At 60.1% G+C, this 12,447-nt stretch carries 6 protein-coding genes and 4 pseudogenes; 2 read left to right on the top strand and 8 right to left on the bottom strand.

Features of this window, described 5'->3' with window-relative positions:
- Positions 1 to 252: 252 nt before the first annotated feature.
- On the top strand, positions 253 to 2,406 hold the full coding sequence (locus MA884_RS00340; protein WP_256228380.1) for a WG repeat-containing protein: 2,154 nt from the start codon (positions 253 to 255) through the stop codon (positions 2,404 to 2,406).
- A 170-nt stretch (positions 2,407 to 2,576) separates the two neighbouring features.
- Here MA884_RS00340 and MA884_RS00335 read toward each other — a convergent pair whose 3' ends face one another.
- A complete protein-coding gene (locus MA884_RS00335) occupies positions 2,577 to 2,930 on the bottom strand; it encodes a hypothetical protein (protein WP_256228379.1) in 354 nt (117 codons plus the stop codon).
- A 466-nt stretch (positions 2,931 to 3,396) separates the two neighbouring features.
- Here MA884_RS00335 and MA884_RS00330 point away from each other — a divergent pair, with 466 nt between their 5' ends.
- Complete coding sequence (locus MA884_RS00330; RefSeq protein WP_256228378.1) at positions 3,397 to 8,265, top strand: NAD-glutamate dehydrogenase; 4,869 nt, start codon at positions 3,397 to 3,399, stop codon at positions 8,263 to 8,265.
- Between the two features lie 183 nt (positions 8,266 to 8,448).
- On the opposite strand, the pseudogene MA884_RS00325 reads toward MA884_RS00330, so the two are convergent.
- The 7 genes and pseudogenes from MA884_RS00325 to MA884_RS00295 all read right to left on the bottom strand — a co-directional run.
- A pseudogene (locus MA884_RS00325) lies at positions 8,449 to 8,601 on the bottom strand (cupin domain-containing protein); the annotation flags it as partial.
- A 241-nt stretch (positions 8,602 to 8,842) separates the two neighbouring features.
- Positions 8,843 to 8,995 (bottom strand): annotated as a pseudogene (locus tag MA884_RS00320) (cupin domain-containing protein); the annotation flags it as partial.
- A 244-nt stretch (positions 8,996 to 9,239) separates the two neighbouring features.
- Positions 9,240 to 9,392, bottom strand: a pseudogene (locus tag MA884_RS00315) (cupin domain-containing protein); the annotation flags it as partial.
- Positions 9,393 to 9,636: 244 nt separating this feature from the next.
- A pseudogene (locus MA884_RS00310) lies at positions 9,637 to 9,789 on the bottom strand (cupin domain-containing protein); the annotation flags it as partial.
- A 241-nt stretch (positions 9,790 to 10,030) separates the two neighbouring features.
- Positions 10,031 to 10,435 (bottom strand): cupin domain-containing protein, encoded by a 405-nt coding sequence (locus MA884_RS00305; protein WP_256228377.1) that lies wholly within the window; start codon positions 10,433 to 10,435, stop codon positions 10,031 to 10,033.
- 160 nt (positions 10,436 to 10,595) lie between these two features.
- The gene (locus MA884_RS00300; RefSeq protein WP_256228376.1) at positions 10,596 to 10,877 is read right to left on the bottom strand and encodes an antibiotic biosynthesis monooxygenase family protein; all 282 of its coding nucleotides are present in this window, start codon (positions 10,875 to 10,877) and stop codon (positions 10,596 to 10,598) included.
- 123 nt (positions 10,878 to 11,000) lie between these two features.
- Positions 11,001 to 12,434, bottom strand: coding sequence for a PLP-dependent aminotransferase family protein (locus tag MA884_RS00295; RefSeq protein ID WP_256228375.1), 1,434 nt, complete (start codon positions 12,432 to 12,434; stop codon positions 11,001 to 11,003).
- Between the last annotated feature and the right edge of the window lie 13 nt (positions 12,435 to 12,447).

Genomic DNA, 12,447 nt, shown 5'->3' with positions numbered 1-12,447 from the left:
CGTGATTTGCGTGTTTATTTCGCAAGTGCATAATTAATAGCAGTGAGCTTTTGGGAGGGCCAGGGTGCAACTTCCGATGCCGATGTAGGCTTGTTCTTGATGATCAGTAGGATGCGCGTGTGGGAATCTGGATTTGATCCCGGGGGTCGGCATGCCGAAGTGACAGAACCGGCCCCTCCATGCGATTTGCAGCGCGTAAAGCCGTGTGGTTAGCTGCCTGCCTCTCCCAGCCCTTTGACTGCCGAAACCGCCATGAACTTTACCCAGCCTCGTGTGAGATTGCTGTCGATACTGAGCGTGACCTTGTTGGTGGTGGGCTTTACGGCCTATTACCTGTTTCGCCACAGCGGCGCGCCGACAGATGAAGGTTTCACCGCCGAGCAGATGAACGAAGGCGGCATAGAAGACATCGGTACGCTGGCGCTGCCCGAGGTGGAGAAGCGCCTGAATTACTTGATCTATGACACGGGTGACAGCCTCCGCTCACTGGAATTGGTCATGGACTCGCAATTGAGCCTGACCATCGGCGGAACTGAGCCCGCCAGCGAGCAGGCGCTGCAATACGAGGAACTGTTTGTCCCATTCACCAGCGCGCAACTGAAAACTGCGCTGGCCTCGATCCAGGACCTGCGTTTTACCCAGAAGCTATTCGCCGACGGTTCCGAAGTGCGGCTCGATACCAGCCGCCTCGATCCGCTCTGGAAGCGCGCCGCCACGCCGGATGAGCCGGTGGCCGAGCAGTACCTGCCGCAGCGCTTGCGCTTTCGCGATGGCAGCGAAACAACCTTCGCCGATCTCAAGGCGCCGCCCGGGGTCGAGTCCGACGACACGATCTCGTCCCATGACGCCTTCGCACTTTCGGTGAACAAACCGCTGGCGAGTCTCGGCCTGATGGTCGCTTACCGCAGCTATCCGGCGTTCAGGAAAGTGATACTGGACAAGGATCACCCAGAAGTGACCCTGGACGATGGCCAGTCCTTCCAGCTCACCGCCCTGGGTGATGGCAGCGCGTCCGTGCGACTGAGTACGCCGAAAATGTCGACCTTCGTGGTGCAGGGGTTTGATGATGCGGGCAGGGCGCTCTACAGCAACGGCAACAACTCCCGGTCGTTTCCCTCCGATGGCGATATCGTGGCGTTGCGTGACTATTACAAAGCGTTGCTGCAGACCAAGGACAATCTCAAGCAGCTCAAGACCGGCCAGGCAGTACAGCAGCAGTTGGAAAGCCTGACCCAGGCGCTGGCCGCTCAGGTAGGGCCGTTGAAAAACACCGAGGTCGACTACCACTTCGAGGCCACCCCGCAACGTATCGTCATTCATGTGCTTGATCCGATGGAAGACAACACCGTTGAGTTCACCCAGGTCGATAGCGTCCTTGCGCAACAAGCGCGTTACATCGCCCTGGACCGGAATGCCGAGCGCTACGGCTTCATCGACCAGGCCGGCCAGTGGCTGATCAAGCCCCGTTGGGTGCAGGTGCAAGAGAGCCTGATGGCCGATACCTATACGTTGTTTACCCCGGAGAAATCCAGCGACCCCGAGTCGGGCTGGCAGGCATTGCACAGCCAGCTCGCCTATTTTCCTGCCGGTAGCAACAGGCTCGTGGACCTGCCGTTCGAACACATCAGCGAGGTGTTGAGCAACGACCTGGTGTTGGTGGAGCGTGAAACCAACGGCCCTTATGGGCTCTACGATGCCAGGCGTCATCGTTTCGTATTGCCGATGAAATTCGTCAACCCCACCGTGACCGGCAACGTGTTCATCGCCCGTCTCGGCAAACGAACCGATGTGATGGAAGGCCTCTACGGCGCCTATACCCTGGACGGCAAGGAAATCCTGCCGGCGCAGTTCTCAAGCATCGAGCACAGCGCGGGTTTGCTCTACGCCAGCTCCGCCGATCGGAGCCGCCAAGATGTTTTCGACCTGGAAGGTAAACGGATCAACCTTCAGGGTGACAACGTGATAGGCCGGTTTGTGGGCCAGCAACCACTGCTGGTGCAGGACACTAAAAGCCGGAAATTCGCTTTTATCGATCGCCAGGGCGCGCGGCTAGCCATCAAATTGCCGTATGACGAAGTGACGCCGTTCTCCAACGACATGGCAGTGGTCGGACGCGATGGCAGCTACGGTGCCATCGACCTGGCGGGCACCTTGCGAGTCCCACTGGAGTACAACCAGCTCAATGCGTTCCAGACCCGTTACGCCGCGGCCATCCGGGCCGGCGGTGGTTCCGGGCTGGTCCTGATCAGTCAAAACAACAAGTTGATCAAGGAACTGGGTGCCTACACCAGCCTGGAGGTGCCGGATAACGGCAATGAGGCCCGTTACTACGTGAGGGATCCGAATAACGATGACGAGTACCTGGTCTATGACGCCGATGGCAATCTCGTGCAGAAAGACGAATAACAGTTGGTGCACTGGACCTGTGGCGAGGGAGCTTGCTCCCGCTGGGTTGTGCAGCAACCCCAAAACCAGGCCCCGCCAATTGACAGGTACACCGCGTCGGCCGCCTTGCGACTGCTGCGCAGTCGAGCGGGAGCAAGCTCCCTCGCCACAGGGGGCGGTCGCCTTTGGAATCAGAGCTGGCTTATATAGGTCCCCGTCCCCTTGAGGATGTTCTGCAAGGTCAGCTCCACTTCCGCCAGGTCCGCCGCATCGGTGCAGTGGCTGATCTCCAGCACATCGTCCCCGTTCAGCACATCGGCATCCGCTGCTGCAATTTCGATTTTCAGCAGGGTCGGGCTAAGGGTGACCTTGACGCCCTCCAGTGTCGAAGGCTCACCCTCCAGGGCGATTTCCAGTTCGTCCTCATCCGGGTAGCGGGTCATCAGGAACATTTCGCCCTGGGCACTGTGGCAGCACAACATGGCCATGTTGTCTTCTTCGTCGTCGCATGGGTTGGCGATCAGAAGGGCGGTGGTCATTTGCATGGTGATGGCTCCTGGCTCGATGAGCCTTGCTGGGCGCAAATAAAGTGGATTTTGCCAGCCCCCACAACTTTCTGCTGTATTACTGCAGTCACACGCAAAATCTGCGCGCAATTTCGCCGGGCAAGGTGCCGTTTTGCTCGCCAGGCTGCTAGGGTTGTTCGATGCGAACCGGCTGTTTAGCTTGCCGTTGACCGAATATGTCGCAGCGCTGCAAGCAGGCACATTGTCGCACTCGTTAAGCTGCACGGCGGATGTACACCTGCAAAGGGCATCACGAGGGCTTTTTGCAGGTGTTCATTACATGGAAATTACATGGAAAAGGATGTGACCTGTCGGTCTTGTCCAGCTTCACCCACCTGTCATCCTGTTTCCTCTGCCCGAGAATCAGGAGCAGGATGGCCGACAGCTCCGAAAGGGGCTGCACGCGACGCTTCCATCAATAACAAGCCCAAGCGGAGTACCACAGATGGCGTTCTTCACCGCAGCCAGCAAAGCCGACTTCCAGCACCAACTGCAAGCGGCACTGGCGCAGCACATCAGTGAACAGGCACTGCCACAAGTGGCGCTGTTCGCTGAACAATTCTTCGGCATCATTTCTCTCGATGAACTTACCCAGCGCCGGTTGTCTGACCTCGCCGGCTGCACCCTGTCTGCCTGGCGCCTGCTTGAGCGCTTTGATCACTCGCAGCCGCAGGTCCGCGTCTACAACCCGGATTACGAACGCCACGGCTGGCAGTCGACGCATACCGCAGTGGAAGTGCTGCACCACGACCTGCCGTTCCTGGTGGATTCGGTCCGCACCGAACTGAACCGTCGCGGCTACAGCATCCATACCCTGCAAACCACCGTGTTGAGCGTGCGTCGCGGCAGCAAGGGCGAGTTGCTGGAGATCCTGCCAAAAGGCACCCAGGGCGACGACATCCTGCAAGAGTCGTTGATGTACCTGGAAATCGACCGCTGCGCCAACGCCACCGAACTCAACGTCCTGAGCAAGGAACTTGAGCAAGTGCTGGGCGAGGTGCGCGTGGCGGTGGCTGATTTCGAGCCGATGAAAGCCAAGGTCCAGGACATCCTGTCCAGCCTGGACAACAGTGCCTACGCTATCGATGCCGACGAAAAAGGCGAGATCAAGAGCTTTCTGGAATGGCTGGTGGGTAACCACTTCACCTTCCTTGGCTACGAAGAGTTCGTGGTCCGTGATGACGCCGACGGCGGCCATATCCAATACGACCCCGATTCGTTCCTCGGCCTGACCAAGCTGCTGCGCGCCGGCCTTACGGTCGATGACCTGCGCATTGAAGACTACGCCGTCAATTACCTGCGCGAACCGACCCCGCTGTCGTTCGCCAAGGCCGCGCATCCGAGCCGCGTGCACCGTCCTGCCTACCCGGACTACGTGTCGATCCGTGAGATCGACGCCGATGGCAAGGTCATCAAGGAATGCCGCTTCATGGGCCTGTACACCTCGTCGGTGTATGGCGAGAGCGTGCGTGTCATTCCTTACATTCGCCGCAAGGTCGAGGAAATCGAACGCCGCTCGGGCTTCCAGGCCAAGGCGCACCTGGGCAAAGAACTGGCCCAGGTGGTCGAAGTGCTGCCCCGTGACGACCTGTTCCAGACGCCGGTGGACGAGCTGTTCAGCACCGTGATGTCCATCGTGCAGATCCAGGAACGCAACAAGATCCGGGTATTCCTGCGCAAAGACCCGTACGGCCGTTTCTGCTATTGCCTGGCCTATGTGCCCCGCGACATCTATTCCACCGAAGTGCGCCAGAAGATCCAGCAGGTGCTGATGGAGCGTCTGAAAGCCTCGGACTGCGAGTTCTGGACCTTCTTCTCCGAATCCGTGCTGGCCCGTGTACAACTGATCCTGCGGGTGGACCCGAAGAACCGTCTCGACATCGACCCTGTATTGCTGGAAAAAGAAGTGGTGCAGGCCTGCCGCAGCTGGAAGGACGACTACGCCAGCCTGGTGATCGAAAGCTTCGGCGAAGCCCAGGGCACCAACGTACTGGCCGATTTCCCGAAAGGCTTCCCGGCCGGCTACCGTGAGCGTTTTGCCGCGCACTCGGCCGTGGTCGACATGCAGCACCTGTTGAGCCTGAATGAAAAAAATCCGCTGGTCATGAGCTTCTACCAGCCGCTGGGCCAGGTCTCCGGTCAGCGCGAGCTGCACTGCAAGCTGTATCACGCCGATACGCCGCTGGCATTGTCCGACGTGCTGCCGATCCTGGAGAACCTTGGGCTGCGGGTGTTGGGCGAGTTCCCGTATCGCCTGCGCCATACCAATGGCCGCGAGTTCTGGATTCATGACTTCGCGTTCACCGCCGCTGAAGGCCTGGACCTGGACATCCAGCAGCTCAACGACACCTTGCAGGACGCCTTCGTCCACATCGTGCGCGGCGACGCCGAGAACGATGCATTCAACCGCCTGGTGCTGACCGCCGGCCTGCCATGGCGTGATGTAGCGCTGCTGCGCGCCTACGCCCGTTACCTGAAGCAGATCCGCCTCGGCTTTGACCTGGGCTACATCGCCAGCACCCTGAACAACCACACCGACATCGCTCGCGAGCTGACCCGGTTGTTCAAGACCCGCTTCTACCTGGCCCGCAAGCTCAGCAGCGACGATCTGGAAGACAAGCAAGTGCGCCTGGAACAGGCGATCCTCACGGCGCTGGACAACGTCCAGGTGCTCAACGAAGACCGTATCCTGCGTCGCTACCTGGACCTGATCAAGGCCACCTTGCGGACCAACTTCTACCAGACCGATGCCAATGGTCAGAACAAGTCCTACTTCAGCTTCAAGTTCAATCCGCACCTGATCCCGGAACTGCCCAAGCCAGTACCCAAGTTCGAGATTTTCGTGTACTCGCCACGGGTCGAAGGCGTGCATCTGCGCTTCGGCAACGTAGCCCGTGGTGGTCTGCGCTGGTCCGATCGTGAAGAAGATTACCGCACCGAGGTGCTCGGCCTGGTCAAGGCCCAGCAAGTGAAGAACTCGGTGATCGTGCCGGTCGGTGCCAAGGGCGGTTTCCTGCCACGGCGCCTGCCGCTGGGCGGCGGCCGGGATGAAATTGCGGCCGAGGGTATCGCCTGCTACCGCATCTTCATCTCGGGTCTGCTGGACATCACCGACAATCTCAAGGAAGGCGCACTGGTGCCGCCGGCCAACGTCGTGCGTCATGACGACGATGATCCGTACCTGGTGGTGGCGGCGGACAAGGGCACCGCGACCTTCTCCGACATCGCCAATGGCATTGCCATCGACTACGGCTTCTGGCTCGGCGATGCGTTCGCCTCTGGCGGATCGGCAGGCTACGACCACAAGAAAATGGGCATCACCGCCAAGGGCGCGTGGGTCGGCGTTCAGCGTCACTTCCGTGAACGCGGTATCAATGTCCAGGAAGACAGCATCACCGTGGTAGGTGTTGGCGACATGGCCGGCGACGTGTTCGGTAACGGTCTGTTGATGTCTGACAAATTGCAGCTGGTCGCAGCGTTCAACCACCTGCACATCTTCATCGACCCGAACCCGGAGCCTGCCAGCAGTTTCGCCGAGCGTCAGCGTCTGTTCGACCTGCCGCGTTCGGCCTGGACCGACTACGACACCAGCATCATGTCCGAAGGCGGCGGTATCTTCTCGCGCAGCGCCAAGAGCATCGCCATCTCGCCACAGATGAAAGAACGCTTCGACATCAAGGCCGATAAACTGACCCCGACCGAGCTGCTCAACGCCTTGCTCAAGGCGCCAGTGGATCTGTTGTGGAACGGCGGTATCGGCACTTACGTCAAAGCCAGCACCGAAAGCCATGCCGATGTGGGCGACAAGGCCAACGATGCGCTGCGCGTGAACGGTGACGAGCTGCGCTGCAAGGTAGTGGGCGAGGGCGGCAACCTGGGCATGACCCAATTGGGTCGTGTCGAGTTCGGCCTGCATGGCGGCGCCACCAACACCGACTTCATCGACAACGCTGGCGGCGTGGACTGCTCCGACCACGAAGTGAACATCAAGATCCTGCTCAACGAAGTGGTGCAGGCCGGCGACATGACCGAGAAGCAACGCAACCAGTTGCTTGGCAGCATGACCGACGAAGTCGGTGGCCTGGTGTTGGGCAACAACTACAAGCAGACCCAGGCCTTGTCCCTGGCGGCACGCCGCGCATTCGTGCGCATTGCCGAGTACAAGCGCCTGATGAACGATCTGGAGGCACGCGGCAAGCTGGATCGCGCCATCGAGTTCCTCCCGGCCGAAGAACAATTGGCCGAGCGTGTCGCGGCGGGCCAAGGCCTGACCCGTGCCGAACTGTCTGTGCTGATCTCCTACAGCAAGATCGACCTCAAGGAGGCGCTGCTCAACTCCCAGGTGCCGGATGACGATTACCTGACCCGTGACATGGAGACCGCGTTTCCGCCGACGCTGGTGAGCAAGTTCTCCGAAGCCATGCGTCGCCATCGCCTCAAGCGCGAGATCGTCAGCACCCAGATCGCCAACGACCTGGTCAACCACATGGGCATCACCTTCGTTCAAAGGCTCAAAGAGTCCACCGGCATGAGCCCGGCGAACGTGGCGGGTGCGTATGTGATCGTGCGGGACATCTTCCATCTCCCGCACTGGTTCCGCCAAATAGAAGCCCTGGACCACCAGGTGTCGGCCGACGTACAACTGGAACTGATGGACGAGCTGATGCGCCTGGGCCGTCGTGCGACGCGCTGGTTCCTGCGCAGTCGTCGTAACGAGCAGAACGCTGCCCGTGACGTTGCTCACTTCGGTCCGCACCTGGCGGCGTTGGGCCTCAAGCTCGACGAACTGCTGGAAGGCCCGACCCGTGAAGGCTGGCAGACCCGTTACCAGGCCTACGTGGCGGCCGGCGTGCCGGAGCTGCTGGCGCGCATGGTTGCAGGCACCACGCACCTGTACACCTTGCTGCCGATCATCGAAGCGTCGGATGTCACCGGCCAGAACGCCGCCGATGTGGCCAAGGCCTACTTCGCCGTGGGCAGCGCCCTGGACATCACCTGGTACTTGCAACAGATCAGCGCGCTGCCGGTGGAAAACAACTGGCAGGCCCTGGCCCGTGAAGCGTTCCGTGATGACGTCGACTGGCAGCAGCGGGCGATCACCATTTCGGTCCTGCAACAGGGCGACGGCACCCAGGAAGTGGAAACACGCTTGGCGCTGTGGCTGGAACAGCATAACGACATGGTCGAGCGCTGGCGCGCCATGCTGGTTGACATCCGTGCCGCCAGTGGCACGGACTACGCCATGTACGCGGTCGCCAACCGCGAATTGCTGGACCTGGCGTTGAGTGGTCAGGCGGTCGTAACGGCCAACTGATCCTGCGTTGAATAAAAAAGCCCCGCATCGAGAGATGCGGGGCTTTTTTATTGGTGCGGTGGCTCCCTGGGTAAAAATACTGTGGGAGCAAAGCTTGCTCGCGATAGCGCTGGATCAACAGTATTGATGCAACTGACGGACCGCTATCGCGAGCAAGCTTTGCTCCCACAGAGGCGTGGCCGGTTAGTTCTTCAGCGGTATCAACACCGCCTCATCCTTGCCCATCACCATGAACACCAGCAATTTGGCCGGCTCGGTCGAGCTGGCGTTTTTCGAAACCAAGTGCTCGGACCCCGCGGCTTCGTACCAGAACTCCCCGGCCTTGTAGGTCGTCGCCAACCGCGAATTGCTGGACCTGGCGTTGAGTGGTCAGGCGGTCGTAACGGCCAACTGATCCTGCGTTGAATGAAAAAGCCCCGCATCGAGAGATGCGGGGCTTTTTTATTGGTGCGGTGGCTCCCTGGGTAAAAATACTGTGGGAGCAAAGCTTGCTCGCGATAGCGCTGGATCAACAGTATTGATGCAACTGACGGACCGCTATCGCGAGCAAGCTTTGCTCCCACAGAGGCGTGGCCGGTTAGTTCTTCAGCGGTATCAACACCGCCTCATCCTTGCCCATCACCATGAACACCAGCAATTTGGCCGGCTCGGTCGAGCTGGCGTTTTTCGAAACCAGGTGCTCGGACCCCGCGGCTTCGTACCAGAACTCCCCGGCTTTGTAGGTCGTTGCCAACCGCGAATTGCTGGACCTGGCGTTGAGTGGTCAGGCGGTCGTAACGGCCAACTGATCCTGCGTTGAATGAAAGAGCCCCGCATCGAGAGATACGGGGCTTTTTTATTGGTGCGGTGGCGCCCTGGGTAAAAATACTGCTGTGGGAGCAAAGCTTGCTCGCGATAGCGCTGGATCAACAGTATTGATGTAACTGACGGACCGCTATCGCGAGCAAGCTTTGCTCCCACAGAGGCGTGGCCGGTTAGTTCTTCAGCGGTATCAACACCGCCTCATCCTTGCCCATCACCATGAACACCAGCAATTTGGCCGGCTCGGTCGAGCTGGCGTTTTTCGAAACCAGGTGCTCGGACCCCGCGGCTTCGTACCAGAACTCCCCGGCCTTGTAGGTCGTCGCCAACCGCGAATTGCTGGACCTGGCGTTGAGTGGTCAGGCGGTCGTAACGGCCAACTGATCCTGCGTTGAATGAAAGAGCCCCGCATCGAGAGATGCGGGGCTTTTTTATTGGTGCGGTGGCTCCCTGGGTAAAAATACTGCTGTGGGAGCAAAGCTTGCTCGCGATAGCGTTGGATCAACAGTATTGATGTAACTGACGGACCGCTATCGCGAGCAAGCTTTGCTCCCACAGAGGCGTGGCCGGTTAGTTCTTCAGCGGTATCAACACCGCCTCATCCTTGCCCATCACCATGAACACCAGCAATTTGGCCGGCTCGGTCGAGCTGGCGTTTTTCGAAACCAGGTGCTCGGACCCCGCGGCTTCGTACCAGAACTCCCCGGCCTTGTAGGTCCTCGCCAACCGCGAATTGCTGGACCTGGCGTTGAGTGGTCAGGCGGTCGTAACGGCCAACTGATCCTGCGTTGAATGAAAGAGCCCCGCATCGAGAGATGCGGGGCTTTTTTATTGGTGCGGTGGCTCCCTGGGTAAAAATACTGTGGGAGCAAAGCTTGCTCGCGATAGCGCTGGATCAACAGTATTGATGCAACTGACGGACCGCTATCGCGAGCAAGCTTTGCTCCCACAGAGGCGTGGCCGGTTAGTTCTTCAGCGGTATCAACACCGCCTCATCCTTGCCCATCACCATGAACACCAGCAATTTGGCCGGCTCGGTCGAGCTGGCGTTTTTCGAAACCAAGTGCTCGGACCCCGCGGCTTCGTACCAGAACTCCCCGGCTTTGTAGGTGGTTGCCGGCTCGCCCTTGACTTGGGAGGTGATGGCGCCTTCCAGCACATAGGCCATGGCCGTTCCTTCATGTTTGTGGGCGACGGACGACTGGCCGGGGGCGTAGTCGACCTTCAGCATCATGGCTTTGTTACCGGGCAGGTTCTTCAGCATCTTCTCCTGCAGCACGTTGACCTTTTCCGAGGACGCGGTTTCGTGGGCATAGACCGGGGCCAGAGGCAGCAGACTCAGGGTAGCGATCAGGCAGAGCGTTTTCATGGGAATGACCTCGTGGGGTTGAGTGATTTCGCGCTGTCGCGGCGATGGATTCACCCTAAGCCCCACGGCGGGGCAAACAAACGTCCAATCTTTCGGAAGGCGGGTAGACCAATGCCGCGACCCACCCAATGACAAGTTCACCTCCTACAGGCGCGGAATGTCAGCTGTTGAAATCCACGCTTCGAGCCAGGCGGTTGTCGATCAGGCCGATGAACCCTTGCACCTCAGGGCAGTTGAAATGGGCTTGCATCGCCGCTTCCGATTGCCAGCGGGCGCTGACGTTCCAGCGGTCGCCGTCCTCCGGGCAACGGTCAACCATGTAGGCATCGCACCCTGGCTGCGCGCGCAAGGTTTCGACGATTTTCTGCAACTGGCGGCCCAGTTCTTCCGAGCGACCAGCGGCGGCTTGGACCTGTACGGTATTGATCACTTGGCGAGTCATTGTTCTGGCTCCTGAATCAAGTCGGACGGGATTTACTCAACAATCAGCGAGACCCTTGCAGGATAGGCCTGTAATTACGAGGCTAAAACAGCCAATGGGCGGATAAATGCCCAGTCCAATGGCTCAGGCGACCTGCTGCAGAATGTCCCGCAAGCGGTCCAGGGCAATGTCGATGTCCAGGGTTTCGATGGCGCCGAAACCCAGGAACAGGCCGGGACGCACCGGAGCCTCATTGAAAAAGCCATCGAGGCGGTACAGGCCGACTTCGGCTTTTTTCGCCAGTTCGATCACCAGCGCCAGATCAATGGGCACCTTGCACAGCACTGCCAGGTGGAAACCAGCGGTCGTGGGAACCGCCTCAAACCAGGGCGACAGGTCCCCGGTCATACGTGCCAGGATTCGCTCGCGGCGGCCGGCATACAGCGTGTGGCAGCGGCGGATGTGCTTGAGCAGGCAGCCCTCGGCGATGAATTTGGCCAATGCCCACTGGGGTAGGGTGGAGGTGTGTTGATCGGTGAGGCGCTTGGCCAGGATCACCGCTTCGAGAATCGCGGGTGGCAGGATCGCGTAACCGAGGCGCAGCTCCGGCAGCAACGTTTTCGAGAAGGTCCCGACGTAGGCCACGATCCCGCGTTCATCCATGCTTTGCAGTGAGTCGGCGGGCCGGCCTTCGTAGCGGAATTCGCTGTCGTAATCATCCTCGATGATGATTGCCCCCAACTCGTAGGCCCGCGCCAGCAAGGCCTCGCGGCGGGCCTGGCTCATGGGCATGCCCAAGGGAAACTGGTGGGACGGCGTCACATAAATCAGGCTCGTGCCGTCGGGAATGAGGTCCACCCGCATGCCCTGTTCATCCACCGGTATCCCGGCCACTGTGGCGCCATGGGAGCCAAACAGCAGGCGTGCCGGCGGATAGCCCGGGTCCTCCATGGCCACCAGGCTGCCCGACCGGGTCAAGACTCGCGAGATCAGGTCCAGAGCCTGTTGTGCGCCGTTGCACACCACCACGTCATCGTCCTGACAGTTGACCCCGCGGGAGAACGCAATATGCCGGGCGATGGCATTGCGCAGCGCCGGCAAGCCCTCGGGCTGGCTGTAGAAGCCTTTGGCATTGGCGATCTGGCGCAAGGCGTGGGCGGTACAACGCCGCCAGTCGTCCAGCGGAAACTGCCCCTTGCCGGTGGCGCCGCCGATGAAGTCGTAACGCAGCGCCCCTTCGATTGTCGGGTGACGCATCAGGTCCGGCATGTTGCGCCAAATCTCGACGACGTCGGCGCCGGCCAGTTCCCGGTGGCTTTGTTTGCGCACGATTCTGGCCGGGCGCGCATTGACATAGGTGCCTTTGCCGATGATGCCGGTGAGGAAATTTTCGTAGGTCAATTGGGCGTAGGTGTCGGACACGGTCTTGCGCGAGACGCCCAACTGTTCAGCGAGCAAGCGGCTGGGCGGCAGTTGCGTGCCGGCGGCCAGGCGACCGGTTTCGATGGCGCTGCGCAATTGTTGGTACAACTGGCCCGCCAGGTCCTTGCGGCCGTTGATGACAACATGAAGTTCCATACCCGCGCGCTCC

This window comes from Pseudomonas sp. Q11, from assembly GCF_024494355.1.
Classification (GTDB): domain Bacteria; phylum Pseudomonadota; class Gammaproteobacteria; order Pseudomonadales; family Pseudomonadaceae; genus Aquipseudomonas; species Aquipseudomonas hefeiensis.
This window is presented reverse-complemented; position numbering and strand designations above follow the sequence as displayed.

Bases quoted from the DNA above. Each gene is read 5' to 3' on its own strand.
- MA884_RS00340 (WP_256228380.1), top strand. From the start codon at position 253: ATGAACTTTACCCAGCCTCGTGTGAGATTGCTGTCGATACTGAGCGTG.
- MA884_RS00335 (WP_256228379.1), bottom strand. From the start codon at position 2,930: ATGCAAATGACCACCGCCCTTCTGATCGCCAACCCATGCGACGACGAA.
- MA884_RS00330 (WP_256228378.1), top strand. From the start codon at position 3,397: ATGGCGTTCTTCACCGCAGCCAGCAAAGCCGACTTCCAGCACCAACTG.
- MA884_RS00305 (WP_256228377.1), bottom strand. From the start codon at position 10,435: ATGAAAACGCTCTGCCTGATCGCTACCCTGAGTCTGCTGCCTCTGGCC.
- MA884_RS00300 (WP_256228376.1), bottom strand. From the start codon at position 10,877: ATGACTCGCCAAGTGATCAATACCGTACAGGTCCAAGCCGCCGCTGGT.
- MA884_RS00295 (WP_256228375.1), bottom strand. From the start codon at position 12,434: ATGGAACTTCATGTTGTCATCAACGGCCGCAAGGACCTGGCGGGCCAG.